The organism is Chitinophaga sp. CF118 (assembly GCF_900112615.1).
Taxonomy (GTDB): domain Bacteria; phylum Bacteroidota; class Bacteroidia; order Chitinophagales; family Chitinophagaceae; genus Chitinophaga.
The window spans coordinates 84,454-102,224 of sequence record NZ_FOMK01000013.1; the positions used below are offsets into that span (position 1 = coordinate 84,454).

At 40.9% G+C, this 17,771-nt stretch carries 16 protein-coding genes; 6 read left to right on the top strand and 10 right to left on the bottom strand.

Going from position 1 to position 17,771, the window contains the following annotated elements; all coding sequences use genetic code 11:
• Window positions 1–200 precede the first annotated feature (200 nt).
• From BM176_RS29475 to BM176_RS29490, 4 genes are all read right to left on the bottom strand, one after another.
• Window positions 201–707: a hypothetical protein gene (locus BM176_RS29475; RefSeq protein ID WP_090107988.1), complete on the bottom strand. Its 507-nt coding sequence runs from the start codon at window positions 705–707 to the stop codon at window positions 201–203.
• Window positions 704–1,942, bottom strand: coding sequence for an AAA family ATPase (locus BM176_RS29480; protein WP_090107989.1), 1,239 nt, complete (start codon window positions 1,940–1,942; stop codon window positions 704–706). The genes BM176_RS29475 and BM176_RS29480 overlap by 4 nt, the downstream gene beginning before the upstream one ends.
• Window positions 1,943–2,118: 176 nt before the next feature.
• Window positions 2,119–2,652: a GNAT family N-acetyltransferase gene (locus BM176_RS29485; RefSeq protein WP_090107990.1), complete on the bottom strand. Its 534-nt coding sequence runs from the start codon at window positions 2,650–2,652 to the stop codon at window positions 2,119–2,121.
• 55 nt (window positions 2,653–2,707) lie between these two features.
• Window positions 2,708–2,920: a helix-turn-helix transcriptional regulator gene (locus BM176_RS29490; RefSeq protein WP_090107991.1), complete on the bottom strand. Its 213-nt coding sequence runs from the start codon at window positions 2,918–2,920 to the stop codon at window positions 2,708–2,710.
• A gap of 165 nt (window positions 2,921–3,085) precedes the next feature.
• On the opposite strand from BM176_RS29490, the gene BM176_RS29495 reads away from it, so the two are divergent.
• Window positions 3,086–3,475 carry a hypothetical protein gene (locus BM176_RS29495; RefSeq protein WP_090107992.1) on the top strand — a complete coding sequence of 130 codons (390 nt, stop codon included), beginning with the start codon at window positions 3,086–3,088 and terminating at the stop codon, window positions 3,473–3,475.
• 35 nt (window positions 3,476–3,510) lie between these two features.
• On the opposite strand, the gene BM176_RS29500 is transcribed toward BM176_RS29495, so the two are convergent.
• From BM176_RS29500 to BM176_RS29510, 3 genes are all read right to left on the bottom strand, one after another.
• A complete protein-coding gene (locus BM176_RS29500; protein WP_090107993.1) occupies window positions 3,511–4,290 on the bottom strand; it encodes a nucleotidyl transferase AbiEii/AbiGii toxin family protein in 780 nt (259 codons plus the stop codon).
• A complete protein-coding gene (locus BM176_RS29505; RefSeq protein WP_090107994.1) occupies window positions 4,274–4,900 on the bottom strand; it encodes a type IV toxin-antitoxin system AbiEi family antitoxin domain-containing protein in 627 nt (208 codons plus the stop codon). Before BM176_RS29505 ends, BM176_RS29500 begins: the two co-directional genes overlap by 17 nt.
• Before the next feature lie 226 nt (window positions 4,901–5,126).
• Complete coding sequence (locus tag BM176_RS29510; RefSeq protein ID WP_090107995.1) at window positions 5,127–5,897, bottom strand: TerC family protein; 771 nt, start codon at window positions 5,895–5,897, stop codon at window positions 5,127–5,129.
• Window positions 5,898–6,074: 177 nt separating this feature from the next.
• Here BM176_RS29510 and BM176_RS29515 point away from each other — a divergent pair, with 177 nt between their 5' ends.
• The gene (locus BM176_RS29515) at window positions 6,075–6,770 is read left to right on the top strand and encodes an HAD family hydrolase (protein WP_090107996.1); all 696 of its coding nucleotides are present in this window, start codon (window positions 6,075–6,077) and stop codon (window positions 6,768–6,770) included.
• Here the strand turns inward: BM176_RS29515 and BM176_RS29520 are convergent.
• From BM176_RS29520 to BM176_RS29530, 3 genes are read right to left on the bottom strand one after another with little or no spacing between them, the layout of a single operon-like run.
• Window positions 6,744–7,580, bottom strand: coding sequence for a hypothetical protein (locus tag BM176_RS29520; protein WP_143097952.1), 837 nt, complete (start codon window positions 7,578–7,580; stop codon window positions 6,744–6,746). The genes BM176_RS29515 and BM176_RS29520 overlap by 27 nt on opposite strands.
• A 19-nt stretch (window positions 7,581–7,599) precedes the next feature.
• The gene (locus tag BM176_RS29525) at window positions 7,600–8,235 is read right to left on the bottom strand and encodes a response regulator (RefSeq protein WP_090107998.1); all 636 of its coding nucleotides are present in this window, start codon (window positions 8,233–8,235) and stop codon (window positions 7,600–7,602) included.
• The gene (locus BM176_RS29530) at window positions 8,210–10,240 is read right to left on the bottom strand and encodes an ATP-binding protein (protein ID WP_090107999.1); all 2,031 of its coding nucleotides are present in this window, start codon (window positions 10,238–10,240) and stop codon (window positions 8,210–8,212) included. Before BM176_RS29530 ends, BM176_RS29525 begins: the two co-directional genes overlap by 26 nt.
• A gap of 431 nt (window positions 10,241–10,671) precedes the next feature.
• On the opposite strand from BM176_RS29530, the gene BM176_RS29535 reads away from it, so the two are divergent.
• From BM176_RS29535 to BM176_RS29550, 4 genes are read left to right on the top strand one after another with little or no spacing between them, the layout of a single operon-like run.
• Window positions 10,672–14,052: a SusC/RagA family TonB-linked outer membrane protein gene (locus BM176_RS29535; RefSeq protein ID WP_090108000.1), complete on the top strand. Its 3,381-nt coding sequence runs from the start codon at window positions 10,672–10,674 to the stop codon at window positions 14,050–14,052.
• A gap of 11 nt (window positions 14,053–14,063) precedes the next feature.
• The gene (locus tag BM176_RS29540; protein ID WP_090108001.1) at window positions 14,064–15,512 is read left to right on the top strand and encodes a RagB/SusD family nutrient uptake outer membrane protein; all 1,449 of its coding nucleotides are present in this window, start codon (window positions 14,064–14,066) and stop codon (window positions 15,510–15,512) included.
• A 23-nt stretch (window positions 15,513–15,535) separates the two neighbouring features.
• Window positions 15,536–16,444, top strand: a complete 909-nt coding sequence (locus BM176_RS29545; protein ID WP_090108002.1) for a zinc-binding metallopeptidase — start codon at window positions 15,536–15,538, stop codon at window positions 16,442–16,444.
• Window positions 16,445–16,470: 26 nt separating this feature from the next.
• A complete protein-coding gene (locus tag BM176_RS29550) occupies window positions 16,471–17,769 on the top strand; it encodes a DUF4302 domain-containing protein (RefSeq protein ID WP_090108003.1) in 1,299 nt (432 codons plus the stop codon).
• Window positions 17,770–17,771: the final 2 nt, after the last annotated feature.

Here is a 17,771-nt window from a genome sequence, read left to right on the forward strand (position 1 = left end):
ACACCTGCAACACACCTGGAACACTCCTTGAACACTCTTAGAGCACAAACAGGTGCTCAAACAGTGCTCAGGTTGGGATCTGTCTGTGATCCAACCCCAATCTCGCAGCCTTGGCAGAGCGATCTTGCACCTTGGATGCCAGGAAGAATTATCTACTGTGGTTCGTGGCGGCAATTTATTTAGAGTCAGGTAATAGATCCTTACTCAAGTACAATTCTGTTCTCAATTCTTAGCACGTAGCCTGTATCAGTAAGAAACTGTTCCATTCTCCTTGTCTGACTCTCCTTGAACTTCGGATGCTCGCTATTGGCGATGTATGCTTTTTTTCTTCTGTATCCTTCTGATTCGTCAGTATCTTCAAAATATGAAATACTAGTTCTAAGCTGTTTTTCTGCATCTTTTACCCACATGTTACCTATTGCTCCACGTTCCTTCAATTCGACAAAAATCACATTAGAATCATAAGTCAAAACACCATCACACCGCTTATCCATGGTTTCGTTTTTCCGCTTCATTTCAATACAATTGTCTATAGCCGTAAAGGTTGTAGTATATTGGTCATCATTAACCACAACAGCAACCCATTTGGCCCCATCACTCTCGTCAATATAAGCGGGATTTTTTTTCGGTGGAGGATCATCGCAAAGGCCGAAAAGTTTTTTATTTGAGTGAGTTTGGCAGTTTACAGCATTAAATTCAATACTCATAAGGCTTGCTGGATTTCTAATAATTTGGCAAATAGCTCGTTGCTCTCGCCAAGCCTTTCATTTAATTCGTTTTCATCTGATGGTAAGCCGTTGTATGTTCCCAATTTATTGATTGAACCATCTTTCTTTAGTTCATAAACTACCAAGTCGTCGGGTTTTATTGTTGATGCTAATGGAACTATTTCTTGAAGTTTACTTTGTAACTCATCACTTTGTATTCTCTCCTTTAGCATATTTGCTTTAACAGACAATGTTAGGTAATTAATCAGGTAAGGACTATGGGTTGTTATTATTAATTTGTTACCTGCATTAAAATTATTGAATTCTATCAAACGATTTAATACTCCATGTTGTGAAACCGGGAAAAGATTTTGTTCAGGCTCCTCAACAATATTTACAAAAGCTGTTTTAGTAAATTCTTTTGCTATTTCTGATATTGCAATCCGTTTTTGTTCCTCTGTTAAATCTAAATTTTCATCTATGGACTTAAATCTTTTCCGAAACCTCTCTCTTTGATCGCTTGTCATTAGATCTTTAGTAGATTCACTTTGGTGTTTGACTGAATTCGATAGATACCAGGAAACAAGAAATAAAGGAACTAATGATTGAAAGCCACTCGAAGCTTCAGTTAATTTAATACGATAATCTTTTCCTTTGAGATAAACTATATCATTCAGTTTATTGTATTCAACATACACTTCTTCATTTATAGGTAATAGCATCGGACCTTTCATTGCCTCTTTTGCATTGTCAAATTCTGTTACAAATTCTAACAGGTAATCAGAAGTTAATTTTAATGCTTTTGGTGTTCTGACATTTGCAATGAAATTTCTTTCTGCAGGTACATACATGATCTGAGGTAATGGGTAATCTCTATTGTTAGCATCTTCAATATAAAGAACGTCATTTTCAAAAGTGATGTTGAATGATTCTCCCCTATAATCAATGAATGTTTTACTTTGATTATCATTCTCTGGAAAATAGTTTTCTAACCGGAAATAGGTAAGAAATTGATTTCTCAGTTTATTTTTTCTTGAAAACCACTTTTGATCATAATCGCCTCTTGTAAGTGCTTTCTCCATCCACATGAAAGTAGTTAATAGTTTAGCAATCACACTTTTCCCGCTTCCTTGATTACCTATAAAAACAGTAACCTTTTTCACATCAATCCAACCATCATTCTCCAGACACCCCTCTTTGATTGGACCGAAATTCTTTATTTTGATTTTGCTCATTTGTTTATTTAGAATTGAGTAAGTAATTATGGGGCCTATGAACCAATGGCCTATTCTTAAGCAGATTTTAAAGTTATAAAAATAGGTTTAGGTACAAAAATACATTATTATCCTCTCACCAATCTGCGTTTCATAAATGCTTGCTAACCTTTTTCCCCCTTCTTTAGGTCCGACCTTCAACGGGCCACTTCACCTATCCGCTTGTAATAAAGGATAGTGCCGGTAAACCCGCCATGCGGTTTCAGCGCATAATCCGGGATCATTCCTGCCTTTTGAAAACCCAACTTCTCATAGAGTCCTGCGGCACCTTCTTCTTCAGCTGTATCAAGATTCAGGAGTGTCTTGCCGAGGTTGATGGCTATACGTTCGGCTTCTTGCATGAGGGAGCGGGCAACGCCCTTACCGCGATGACTAACGCGGGTCATCATCTTGGCGATTTCGCCGCGGTGCGGCTGATTCGGCGGACAGTCAATGAGCAATGTAACTGTTCCAATCAGTTCATCGCCATCATAAGCTCCCAATACAATACGCTCGCCACGGTCTGCAGCTGCAAGAGAGTTTTCCCAGAAGGCAGTAGCTACCTGTGGATCCAGTGGATGCATGAAGCTAACGGAGCCGCCATGTGCTACAGTTTCGATAATAATGTCTGTAAGTGCGGAAATTATTTTTGGTTGGCTGGTAAGAGGAACAATGCTGAATTTTGAATCCATGTGATATAGTCTTTTCTAAATTTAGATTACAGATTTCTTTAGCTGTTAGTGAGAATTAATGCTGTTTTCTTAATACCAGTAAATCTCTGGCTTCTACCTCCAATGCATCTGCAATTGAAAATAGAGTTTCAATGGTTGGCTGCATGTTGTTGGTACACCATTTAGAAACCGAAGTCCGGTTTACATTTAGCGTTTCAGCAAGCCAATTATTCGTTTTACCCTTTTCAGCAAGTACTGCTTTTATTCTATTGAAGACTTTATCGCTCATAATATTGCTTTAAAAGCATATTTTTTCAATTTAAGAAGATTATTACTTATTATGATACAGGTGTTTGCATATTAAAAAGCAAAATATTTTATCTATATAGATTCATAAATTGCTTTTAAAGCAATATTTATTACCTTTAAGTATAAGTATAAAAAATCTATTGTAATGGAACCTTCAAAAATATCATCTACCTCTTTCTTCCACCATACTCATCTCAATGAGCAGGAATTAAAGCATCCGGAACTGGCTATTAATCGTTTTTGTGAGTTATTTCCTCTTACAGATGTACGTCAGGCATTATGGTTATGGCTTAATGAAACGCTTACCGCCCAAGACACTCATTACGAGGATACTCAGAACAGGGCAAACCTGCTGGTAATTTATAATCAATTGCTTTATTTGCTGGATGCCACTTATATCATGAATCATCAGTACACTTCTGCACAGCAGATGGTAAAAGTAAATGAGGTGGTGACTTCATTAGCCTCTTACCAGAAAAATCGATATAATGTGGATGAGAGTATTCAGAAGGTGGTGCAGACGGGGAGTATATAATACTGAAAGGGAGCAGGTAACTGTTCCCTCATAATTTAAAGTTTTGCCTGCTTAATGAGTTCAGGAAACAATATCACCTTCCTGGTGTCCTTTGCATCAAACAGAAAAGGAGCTACATCTTTAGCCATTTCATCCATGCTTATCTTACTACATTTATCCAATATTTTTTCTTTCAATTGCTTTGCATTGGATACATTTAATTTCAATTGGAGGTAGTCATAGTTAGGTTTATCAGTCAATGATAACAGGAAAGCGACATCAAAAAAATCCCTGCCTTTATTTCGTTCTCTGTTACAAATAGCATAAAATTTTTGAGCTAGTAATATATCTAATGGCGTTATAAATATTTGCGTGAATACGTCAAAACGGTTCAATATATATTTATCGGGCACAAAGTCAAACCGTTGTGGTTCTGTATCCAGTTGTATCAAAATTCTTTCTTCTCTATGGCCTGATGAGCCTTCTCTATATAATATTTCAGGAAAACGGATATAACAATGATAAGCTCCTTTATAAACCGTTTTCATTTCCACTTTATATCCTTCTCTCTCCAATTGTATTTTTAATACATCTGCTAGTTTTTCAAAAGTATCCTCACCTATTTGAAAGTTATCGAAATCCAAATCCTCTGAAAAGCGGGTATTGCCATGTACAATACGTAAACAGGTCTCTCCTAAAAAGCAGAACTGGTTAGCATATTCACTATCGAAAATTATTTGCAGCAATTTATGCTGCAAATACTCTCTTAAAATGAATCGTTTATATCCACGAAGATTTTCCGGATAGTTATTTTCTATTTCAGATAGTGTCAACATTTGTTTTTAATTTCTTTAGTAAGGAAACTCTTTTGTTTAAAGTAGTGCTTTCAAAATATGCAGCGTACTTGTCCAACTTTTCCCAATCAATACTCTTATTCAGTTCCGCAATATTGAAACGTAATCCTTTTATATCAGCCATACTGTTAATCCGTGGATTTAAATATAGAAAGTCAAGTATCCCTTTTTCAGGTTCAGCCATTAATATTGGTAAGATGTTTATGCGACTTGCATGGTATCCAAAAAAAAACTGTGGCTTTACATTGCGGTATTGAAAAGTGCCCACATTTGTTTCATAGAGAGTCGTTTTGCGGGTTGTAATGTTCTGAATAGTATAGACCCCTTCCGGAATTAAATTATAATAGGAAAGTGCTGATTCAAGGGAAACATAAGAAGGACGATAAAGGCAATTACTGATACGATAGTTTAACCAATCATCTATTCCTATATCAGAAAATAGATACCATTTATTCACTAACTTCTGGATATATCCTTTTTTTTGCCACTCAACTAAACGCCTTGTATCAAAGTCAGGGAATAACTTTACTATGTCTCTTATGGAGAATACAGCAAAATCATGAAATGCTTCCCTAAATTTATTATAGGTCATTTTATTTCTTAAAATTGTTAATAATAACAAATTTAAGAAATAAAACCGGTAATTTAAGAGTTAATAGTAAGTTGGGTTGTCTAAGTGGAACGATTGTTAATGCGAGATAATTATGCGACTGAAATCACATTATAATGTGATTTCAGATAAGATTTGTGCAAATGGAAGTTTTATATACATCCATAACCACATTATAATGTGATTATGGATGCAAGTTTTAATACAATCACTTCTCCGCCTGCTTCAACTGCACCGGCGTCCCCTTTTTCTTCACCTTCAAATTCAAAACCTCAATAAACACTGAGAACGCCATTGCGAAATAAATATACCCTTTTGGAATATGCTGATCAAAGCTCTCTGCCAATAATGAAACACCAATTAATAATAAGAACGATAACGCGAGCATTTTAACTGTTGGATGTTTGTTCACAAAATTACTGATGCTTTCAGCAGCTATCAGCATTACACCTACTGCTATCACCACGGCCGCTATCATAATCTCAATATGATCTGCCATACCTACTGCTGTAATTACAGAGTCGAGTGAGAATACAATATCCAGCAACAGAATCTGAACGATTGTTGCGCTAAACCCGACAGTTTTTACTTTTGTTTCCTCATGTTCACTTCCTTCCAGTTTCTCATGGATTTCTGATGTGCTTTTGTAGATCAAAAACAGCCCACCTATTAGCAGGATCAGGTCACGTCCGGAGATGGCTGCCATTTCCAGCCATTTCGGATTCTCGATGCCTATCCAGGCTCCTACGTTGAAAAGCGGTGTGGTGAGAGACATGATCCAGCTGATTGACAGCAACAATAAAACGCGGATGAACATGGCGAGAGATAGCCCCAGTCGACGGGCTTTCTTCTGCTGGTTTTGAGGGAGCTTGCCTGAAAGGATTGAAATAAATACAATGTTATCTATACCTAATACGATTTCCAGTACTGTTAATGTTAAAAGGCTGATGAGAGAATCCGCGGTCAATAGATGTTCCATAGAAAAGTAATAATTTTTTATCATTAACAGGAATCTGTTTTAGCTGATTTCTGTTGCTGCGCCCAAAGATAAAGTAATCGATAGAAATATAGATTGATTGTCGATTATAGCTCCTGCAAAATTTGATCCGGTCTTATTATAAATAGTGATATTTTTGTTGTCTTAACCCTTCTCAGTATGAGTATAAAAGTAATAGCCTTTGATGCGGATGATACGCTTTGGGTAAATGAACCCTATTTCCGCGAAACAGAAGAAGAGTTCTGCCGGCTGATGGAACCTTATATCCCGCAGCATACAGTTGCCAGAGAATTGCTGCGGACAGAGATTGCAAACCTTCCGTTATATGGCTACGGGATTAAAGGTTTTATGTTGTCTATGGTTGAAACAGCGTTGGCTGTTACCAGTAATACGATTGATATCAGCGCTGTTGAAAAGATCATCGGTTATGGTAAGGCTCTGCTTGCAAGGCCCATTGAAATATTGGACGGGGTGGAAGTGGTACTGGATGCTTTAAAGGACAGGTTCCGGCTGGTAGTAGCTACGAAGGGCGACCTGCTGGATCAGGAGCGCAAACTGAAAAACTCAGGGATCGATCATTTCTTTCATCATGTGGAAATAATGTCCGACAAACAAGAGTCCGATTATATGAAGCTGATCCGCCACCTGGATATACAACCCGAAGAATTTCTGATGATAGGAAATTCCCTGAAATCGGATATCCTGCCAGTGCTGAGCCTGGGCGGACATGCCATTCACATCCCATTTCATACCACCTGGGCGCATGAACATGTAGATGTACATATTGATAACGTCAATTTCAGGCAGGCGGTACAGATCTCAGATGTGCTAGAACTGGTGGGGATAAAAGAATAATGAAGGATGATGGCCCTCACTAATGGTCAGGTAACCGGAGTTATCAGTTTTAAAAGTAAGTCCCTCGCCCTGCTTTTCCGGTACATATGGTAAGTTGGTAGCGGGTTTGGACATCGCTTCTTCTACACTTTCCCCTTTTCCGCGATGCCAGTACCAGATCTTCCTATCGTTTTTGATGATGATATGATGGCCATCTTTGGAAATGTCTCCGGCAGTGATCCAGGTGAAGGGTAAGGTGAGCACCTTTTCCATTTTTGCCGTTTCTCCGCTTTTAAAGTCAAGATTGGATATTTTATATAACCCCACCTCCTTTTCCCGTTTACTGATCACATATAAGTGCCTGGAAATAGGATCTGCCATTAAGGATTCTGCATCCCTTGCACCATCAGGATATCTAAGATATAGGTAATCCGGCTTTACCTCGGCCTTTTTGGAGGGTATTTTCTCTGGTACAGGAAAGCGGTACACCATCACGTCTATACCGAGTTTAGCATTATTGCCGATATCTCCTACATATACATACTGTTTATTGGGATTGGGACCCACTCCTTCTGCGATATCTTCCCAGTCGCGGTTAAACACCCCTTTTAAGTGGATAGTGCTCAGCAGTTCGCCATTGCTGTTCAGCAGGTATACTTCCGGTTTATTGCCACTGTCATTATGCGTCCAGTAGCAACCCGGAAGGGTAGAGCTGGATGCGAGCCCGGATGCCTCAGCTATTTTATCTGATTTTATTTTGCCTAGTACCTCTGGTTGCTGCGCAAAGGCAGATAATCCCATTAAAAGTAATATAACTGAAATGTACCTCATGTTGCTATATTACGAAATTTTATGCCAGTCCTGTTTCAAGAGCCACTTTTACCAGTCCTGCAGTGTTTTTGACTTCCAGCTTATGTAGCATGCTAATGCGATGATTCTCTACCGTATGAAGACTAATAAATAACTTATCCGCAATTTCCTGGTTCGTATGTTCCTGTACGATCAGTTGCAGAATTTCCTTTTCTCGGCGGGTGAGCAACGTATTTTTCCTGCTGGTTTTCTTATTGCGGAACATATCTTCCACCAGTTGTTGCTGAAGTACGGGTGAGAGAAACTGACCGCCATTCTGTACGGTTTCTATTGCTTTGAGGATGGTGAGGTCATCAGAATCTTTCAGGATGTATCCCATACATCCCAGCTTCAGCATCTTTTTTACCATTAATAGTACATCCGTACTGCTGAGGATGAGAATTTTTACCTGCGGATAATTCTTCAGGATCACTGTAGCCAGCTCAGGGCCACTCATATCTGGTAGTTGCATGTCGAGCAACAATACATCTGGTTGACGTTCTTTAATGCCTTGTAGCAGGCTTTGGCCATTGTTATAGATGTCTGTAATGGTTATATGAGGTGTATCGCGCAATATGCTGCGGATGCCATTGACCACTATCGGGTGGTCGTCAGCAATTGCTAGTTTTAAAGACATACCTGGACGTATTTTGTTTAAACGTAAATTCTATATGGATGCTGGTACCCTGACCAGGTACACTTTCTATATGCAGATCCCCATTCAGGGAATGCATGCGTTCGCGAATGGTTTTTAATCCCATGCCTTCTGCCTGTTGTGCGGTAAGTAGAAGCATGCCGTTTCCATCATCTTCTACCGTGATACACAGCTGTCTTTCATGGTAAACGATCTGTACAATTGCGGTGCGGGCAGCCGCATGTTTTAATATATTATGTACCAGTTCCTGGATGATCCGGTATACGGCCAGTTCGAAATCTGCTTCTAAGGCGGGTGCCTTTCCCCATGTCTCGAAATTAATTTCCAGTGTATGTCCTTTGCGAACCCGTTCGCAGAATAATGCAGTGGCTTTGGCAAGTCCTTCCTGTAATAGTATTTCCGGCATCAGATTATGAGCGGTTTTACGCAATTCTGTAGAGGCTTCTTCCAGGAGCAGTAATACATCCAGGAAGTCGCTGGTAACGTTGGTGGTTGTATGTTTTCTGAAGATGGCGCTCAGCTGTGTTCGTATGGTGCCCAGGGTGCCGCCCATACCATCATGAAGATCGCGGGCAATGCGACTGCGTTCTTTCTCTTCGCCGGCAATCATGGCCTGCAGACTGTTGATCTGCATCTCCTGCCGCAGGTTGCGGTACTTTTCCTTTTGCAGTTTCTGTTTGTGCAAGCTGTTTCTGTATAACAGGAGACTTACCAGGGAGAGTAACGCCAGTCCCGCAGAGATACCTATGATCAGGAAGTTCTTCGTTTTAAGACGGCTTTCATTCCTGGTGATGGCCAGTTGTTTCTGCGCCAGCTCTTTATTCTTATCTGCAATCCGGTATTTCATTTCCAGGTTGTATACCAGCTCCAGCTTCTCTACTTTCATCATGGTATCTCTCAGCTCAACATACGTTTTCCTGCATTGGGCGGCTTTTTTATATTCTCCAATAGCATAGTAACAATCTCCGAGAGTCCTGTAGGTGCGGGTAACAAGTATATGTACAAGATGCCGGTTATTGGCGCCGTTCAGTGCCGGTATAATTGCTGCAATGGCTTTGTCGTACTTGTGTTGTATACAATATGCTTCACCGGTAAGCAAATCTGTAAGCAGTTGCTGGCGAACGAAGTAATCGTTGCCCTGCACAAAAAGGTCTTTTGCTTTTTGTATAGTGAGCAGCGCCATTTCAGGATTCTTATCATCAATATAAGTAAGGGAAATATTTATGAGGAGGCCAGCACGCATGGAGTTTGTCATGTTAGTGAGGTGTCCCATCTTTAAACTGGTCTGACAATAATAACGTGCTGAATCATTCTGCTGTATATTATTATAATAACCTGCTTTATAGAAATACAGGTACATAAGGGAGGCAGTATCCTTCTTTTCTACAGCCCTGTTTACCAGCGAATTTATGTGTTGCATCACCTGTTGAATGTGTAGGTCGTTACGAATATCGTCATGCACATTCAACCAGAAATCCAGAATGCTACAATATACCTTCATCTGCATTTTGGGGTCCATTAGTCTGTTGGATTCAAGTTCTCCCAAGGCTGCATACCGGTACCATGCAGAGGAATCGTATTTCCCTTTATAGTAGTAGGTCTGTGATAACATGATATAGACCAGTACCCTTTGCTCATGTCCCTTAACGTCATTCCCACAATATTGCAGAGCCATGTGCCCGCAATTTAGTGCTTTGTCTTTCTGACTACTGTTAATATAACACATCCCGAGTCCGATCAGCGACTTTGTAGCACCATAGTTGTAATTTACTCCTTTGGCGATGTTCAGCGCCCGGTAATACATTCGTTCAGCGCCTTCTATAGAGCTGTCTCTTTGGGAGTTGGCCAGCTTGATGATACTGTCCACGGTTTTCCTGTCATCGACTGGCATAGCCATGCAATCTCCTGCAAACAGCAGTAGTAATAGTATGAACAATGGTGTCTTCCGGATATACTGTCCGTAATTCAAAGTAGTAAGGTTCCCCATAATCAGAAGTCATTTCACCTGCAGCGTTATTTGTACAGCTACAGTTACTCCGTTATTTACAGAGTGGGTTGTTTGCGAACAGGTGACAATTTTTAAAATTTCAACAGGCTTATTACGATTCTTAGTTTCTAAAGTTCGCTGATAATATTCTTTGGTTGATTCCGACAGTTAAGATAATAATTAAATAGTGGTTTACCGCTATTTTCTATTTAAGAGGTTTACCGGGGTATTACCATATGCTAACATGAATAATTTTAGGTTTTGAAAAGAGAGTCACTTACAAGGGGGTGTCACACTTTGATAATTAATTTGTTACAGCTAAAATCGACAGGACAACCTGAATAATAATAACCAGTGGCTGGATAAAATACCATCGCCTTGGAAAAACAATTTTAAGTAACCAGGATCTATTACGTAAACCAAAATCATTTATGATATTACCTCTACATGGTAATCAATTGCCTGTGCCGTTAAAAGGAATAATTACTGTTGCCATCCTATTACTTTTATCTACACATTTGTTTGCGGCTGAAAAGAAGAATGTACGCGATTCATTACCAGCTAATAGTGCACAGGGAAAGGTGACCGATGCGGATGAGAAAGTGCCGCTTCCTAATGTTTCTGTAGAAAATTTATCTACCCACAAAGGAACTGTGACCAGCATTACAGGCACCTTTATTCTGTCTGCCCGCCAGGGCGACAGTCTCCGCTTCACTTACCTGGGTAAAAAGCCAAGGGTGGTGCTTTTCAGCGGACAGTCTACATTAAACGTAGTGTTAAGCAGAACGGAAGGCGTATTGTCCGAAGTGATCGTTACCGGTTACCAGAATGTAGACAAACAGAAGTTTGCCGGTGCTGCCGTATCTCTGAAAGCTGCTGATGTGAAACTGGAAGGGGTGGCAGATGTAAGCCGTATGCTGGAAGGCCGGGCTGCAGGGGTATCTATTCAGAATGTATCCGGTACATTCGGTACTGCTCCCAAGGTGCGTATACGTGGGGCTTCTTCTATTAATGGAGATAATAAACCATTATGGGTGGTAGATGGGGTAGTGCTGGAAGAAGTAGCTAATATCTCTAATGATCAGTTATCCAGTGGCGATCCTACTACTTTACTGGGATCAGCGGTAGCAGGATTGAATCCTAATGATATAGAAGGTTTCGATATCCTGAAAGATGCGGCTGCTACAGCGCTCTATGGTGCCCGTGCGATGAATGGGGTGATCGTGATTACCACAAAAAAGGGAAAGGCCGGTAAACCGGTTATTACTTATAGTAGTAGTTTTACTACACAGTTAAAACCTGATTATGGAGGTTTTAATATTATGAACTCTGCCAAACAGATGTCTGTATTGGGAGAACTGGAACGTAAAGGTACCCTTACACCCGATATCCTTTCCAAAGCAGATAATGGTGTGATGGGAAAGATGTTTGAAAACCTGATACCAGATGAAAATGGTAACTACCCGCTAAAGAATACTCCTGAAGATAAGAAGGCTTTCCTGATGCGTTACGGAAAGGCAAATACCGACTGGTTCGGGTTGCTGTTCAGAAATAACTTCATGCAGGAACATTCTCTGAGCATCTCTTCCGGTACTGATAAGTCACAGTCTTATTTCTCTACCAGTTATTATGGCGATAATGGCTGGACGATTGCCGATAAAGTAAAACGTTATACGCTCAACTTCCGGAATAATTATAAGTTCTCTGAAAATGTAACGGCCGGATTCTCTACCATCGCTTCTGTTCGTCAGCAGAGAGCTCCCGGTGCATTAACACGTAACAGCAACCCGGTAGAGGGTGCATATGACCGTGATTTCGATATCAATCCTTTCAGTTATGCACTGAATACCAGCCGTACTATTACTCCATATGATGAGAATGGTAACCTGGAATATTTCAGACGCAATTTCAACGGGTTCAACATCATTAATGAACTGCAGAATAACTATATCAACCTGAATGTAATGGATATCCGTTTGCAGGGAGATTTCGGCTGGAAGATAGCACCACATTTACGTTATGATTTCGTTGGTGCATTACGTTATGTGAAGTCTTCCCGTGAGCACCAGATCACCGAACATTCAAATATGGCTAATGCCTACCGGGCGGCAGATAATGCTACCATTGCGGCGAACAATAAATTCCTGTATACAGATCCTGACAACCCGGATGCCCTGCCACAGATTGTACTGCCTTACGGTGGTTTCTATAACCGTACGGAAGATCAACTGATGAACTACGACTTCCGTAATACCCTGCGTTATGATCTTACCCTTGGTGGTAATCATAATCTGAACTTCCTGGGAGGACAACAAGTGAAATATGCGGACAGGCAAAATGCATCCAACACAGGATATGGTTACCAGTATAATAATGGTGGTGTACCCTATGTGGATTACCGCATCCTGAAACAAACCATCGAAGGTAATTTCCCCTATTATGGTATGAGCAGGGACTACGACAGGTTTGTGGCTTTCTTTGGTACTGCAGATTACTCCTTCGGAGATAAATATAATCTGAGTGCCAATGCCCGATATGATGGCTCCAACCGCTTAGGCTCTTCTGCTAATGCCCGCTGGCTGCCTACCTGGAGTGTTGCCGGCAGATGGAACCTGGACCGGGAATCTTTCATGCAACCTGTGACCTGGGTAGATTACCTGTCGCTGCGTGCCAGCTACGGATTAACCGCCAGTATGGGACCAGCTACCAATTCCAATATTGTATACCAGTCAATCAATACCAACCGCGCGCACCTGAGCGAAGTGGAATCAGTGATCAAATTATCACACCTGCAAAACAAAGAGCTGACCTGGGAAAAACTGTATACTACCAACGTGGGGCTGGAAGGCGGTATCCTGGACAGGCGCCTGAATTTCACACTCGATCTGTACAAACGTAAAAGCTTTGACCTTATCAGTGTAATCAAAACTTCCGGTATCGGTGGAGAAACCTTTAAGTCTGCCAACTACGCAGATATGGATTCCAAAGGGATAGAAATTATGCTGGGCGGTGAAGTGATCCGTCGTAAAGACTGGGGCTGGAGAACGAATCTAACCTTCGGATATAATAAGAACAAAATCACCAATGCGAAGAATGCTCCACTGATCTTCGACATGGTATCTGCAGAAGGTGGAAATATACAAGGATACCCTGTACGCAGCTTGTTCTCTATACAATACAAAGGATTGGACCCTCGCACCGGCGTACCCTCCTTTGTTACTGCCGATGGTACTACGGGCACCAATGTATACCTGCAGTCAGATTCCATCGCCTACCTGAAATATGAAGGTCCGGTAGATCCGCCAATAACAGGTGGTTTCTCCAATACCTTCCGTTACAAAGCATTTTCATTGAACGTATTTGTTACCTACCAGTGGGGTAATAAAATCAGATTATATCCTGCATTCAAAACTTCTTATTCAGACCTGGATGCTATGCCTAATGAATTTTATGATCGCTGGGTAATGCCTCATGACGAAGGCACTACAACTGTACCATCTCTTGTTGATGCATTCGAAAAAACAGTGATCAATGGTTCTTATCCTTATAATAACTACAACTATTCTACAGAGAGAGTGGCTAAAGGAGATTTTATCCGCTTAAAAACGGTGTCCCTTTCTTACCTGCTACCAGAACGCCTGGTGAAGAGTTCAGGATTTAAAAGCCTGATGATTACCGGGGCAGCTACAAACCTGTGGCTCATTTATTCTGATGATAAATTAAGAGGACAGGATCCGGAATTCTTCAATACCGGCGGGGTAGCACAACCTATCCAGAAGCAAGTTACAGTATCGCTTAAAGTAGGCATTTAAAAAAGATAAGTATGCAAAGAACAGCACTATATATCCTGTTAATAATAACCCTGGGGTTTGCAGGTTGTAAGAAATACCTGGAAAAAGCTCCCGATAGTACCTGGACACAGCTGGATACACCTGAAAAGATAAGTCAGTTATTAGGTACTGCTTATCCGCAGGGCAATTACATGACCTTCTGTGAAGCTATTTCCGATAATGTTGAAGATAAAGGAAAAGGAGAAGACCAGCGGGTAAACAGGGATCCTTTCTTTTTTAATGATGTACAAGCTAATGAAGAAGATAGTCCGGAGCAATACTGGCGTGCCTGTTATACTGCGATTGCAGTGGCTAACAATGCACTGAAGGCATGTGAGAGCGCTATTGACAGCGCTGCCTACAGCCGGCAGAAAGGAGAGGCACTCGTAGCAAGAGCCTATGCACATTTTATGCTGGTTAATTTCTTCTCTAAATCTTATGATTCAACTACCGCTGCTACAGATCCCGGTATTCCTTACGTAACAGAACCGGAAGATGTAGTGATGAAACAATACGAAAGGAAAACAGTGGCGTATGTGTATGAACAGATTGAGAAAGATCTGCTGGCAGGTTTACCACTGATCCGTGATGACAAGTATAAAGTACCACGTTATCATTTTAATCCGGCTGCTGCGTATGCTTTTGCCACCCGGTTTTATCTGTTCAAAAAGCATTACGCTAAAGTGGTTGCGTATGCTGCGATGGTATTCCCTGCTAATAATCTGGCAGATAATATGCGTCCCTGGAATACAGAATATATGCGGATGACACCCGCGGCATTATGGAATATCTACTCTAATTCTTCTGAAAAAGCCAACCTCCTGCTGGTAGAAACACCTTCTACATTTGGCCGCTATCTGGCTACTTATCGCTTTGGTATGACGTACGCGATATACAGGGATGTACTGTATGAAAATGCTACAGGTGGAAGCTGGGCATATCCTGTATATAGTTATGGTGAACAGAATTATTTCGTGCCTAAAATAACAGAGTACTTCGTAAAATCTTCTGTGAATGCTTCTATCGGTACTGCCTATGTAATGGTTCCTTTATTTACTACGGAAGAAGTATTGTTCAACAGGGCAGAGGCTAATACTTACCTGAACAAAACAACGGAAGTATTGCAGGATCTGAATCTGTATGCCAGTAAACGTATTGCTAACTATGATGCAACTACGAACCTGCTCACCTTATCTGGTATTAAAGCCTACAACGGTATCGCAGATACAAAGAAGACGTTGGTAAAAACTATCCTGGATTTTAAAAGAGCCGAATACATACAGGAAGGGATGCGCTGGTTTGATATGATGCGTTATAAAATGCCGGTTACGCATGTTACGAGTAAGGGAGAAACTATTACACTTGGTGCAGATGATCCACGCAGGGTATTCCAGATACCGGCATCCACCAAAACTTCAGGGCTTGAACTGAACCCCAGATAACCGAATTAAAACATGCATACTATATGAAAATTATAAAGACATTCTTTTTCATTTTAACAGTTGTTACGCTTGGGGCCTGCTCCAAAAAGGACGACCTGAGTGATATAGGGGATATCCCCGGCCTGGGAGGTGATACCTGGGTGCCCACAGCACTGGATCAGTGGTTACTGACGTCGTTTGTAGATACTTACAATATTGAGGTGAAATATAAATGGGATCAGTTTGAATTTGAACTGGATAAAACCCTGGTACCGCCGGATGAAGCGATGGTGAAACCTGCATTGGAAGCCATCAAAAAAGTATGGATCGATACCTATGTAGCCGAAGCTGGAGATTTGTTTTTCCGCCGGTATAGTCCCAAGTTCTTAATTCTCTGTGGTAGTGCCAGTTGGAATGTAGACAATGGAACAGTTACATTGGGAACAGCAGAAGGCGGACGTAAAGTAGTGTTGTATTCTATCAACGATTTCCGTACAAAAGGGATGCCGGGATATAAGCCTTCTGATTCATCAGTGATCAAACAGATCTTCCATGTAATAGAGCACGAATTCGGGCATATCCTTCATCAGACTATCCTGTATCCTCCTGCATTCAAACAGATCTCTACCGGTCATTACACGGCCAACTGGAATAATATCTCAGATGCAGAAGCGCTGAGTACAGGTTTCATTTCTCCGTATGCTATGTCCGGTTACGATGATGATTTTGTAGAAACAGTTTCTCTTATGCTCATCAACGGACGATCCACATTTGATGAAATGGTGAACAGCATTCCAGAGGGAACAGTGAACGGTGTTACAAAGGAAGCTGCTACAGCAGCCTTGCGACAAAAAGAAGCAATGGTAGTAGGATACTTTAAATCCGCATGGAATATTGATTTCTATAGCCTGCAAACAAAAAAACGCAAAGCTGTTGAGCAGCTCCTGTACTAGGTTTAACTAATTCTACAATTACAATTATGCGCAAACAGCTACTATTTATATTCTTTACTATCACCGTACTGGCTGCCTGTAAAAAATCGGATGATAATTTATTTGGCAACTCTCCTGATGCACGACTGAATGATACTTTACAGAAGTACCAGGAGCTGTTGGCAGGGGCAGAGCATGGCTGGAAGGGACTGGTTATTCCGCATGGGCTGGACCACGGAACGTTCTCCTTTTATTTCAAATTCAACGATTCTAACAGGGTACAGATGTTTGCTGATTTCGACAGCACTTCTTCCGTTACCATGAAAGAGAGCAGTTATCGTTTAAAGGCGCTGCAACAACCCTGTCTTTTATTTGATACTTATTCCTACATCCACATTCTAAGTGATCCTGATGCGGCTGTAAATGGTGGTATCTATGGAGAAGGATTGTATTCTGATTTCGAATTTTCACTGGATGGTATTTCTGGTGATACAATCAAACTCACCGGCCGCTATAACAATAGCAAAGCCATGATCATCAAAGCAACTGCCGAAGAAGAAGCTGCTCACTATGGTAAAAAAACAAACAGGCTGATAGAACATATCTATGACTATCGCACCTATTTCAAAAAATTTACTTCCGGTGGGAAAGACTATGATATCGCATTGAATTTTACTACCCGTAGTGCAACGTTCAGCTGGAAAGATGAGGATGGTACCGTACATACACAGATCACAGGATTCTATTACACACCTGATGGTGTTGGTTTTTATCCGGCTGTAGATGGCGCCATCAGTTCATTTAATAACATTACCTGGAGTGCGGAAAATACTACACTCAGTTTTACGGCGAATGGTACGGCTGGTACTATCGTAGGAACTTCCAAACCAATAGTAATAGATAAAGATGCGCCTAAAAGATGGTACCAGAAAGTGGTGGCAGCAGAAAGCTACTGGACCAGCTACACCGGTTTCCATAAGGATGGAGTAGATGATGTATATAATATCAAGGGATTACCAAATTTTTATCTGCTGCTTTTTTATCCAAAGTTCGGTACCAGTTCAGGGATTAATTATGACCTGCTGTCCTATGTAACGGCTACGGCTACTGAAACTGCTATAGAATATGGTACTGCTTTTACTGCACCAGGCTTTAAGACAGATGGCAGAGTGACCTTCCCTTATTTTGGTGACCTGGGTACATACCCTGAAGAAGACTCCGCTATTGTAAATACACTGGTACAAATGTCTGATCCCGATGGCTACTACCTGGTACAGACCGGCACTTATTCTTACGATATGGTAAGTGTAAAAGATAGCAAAACGTGGATCTCCTGGTATTATTAATC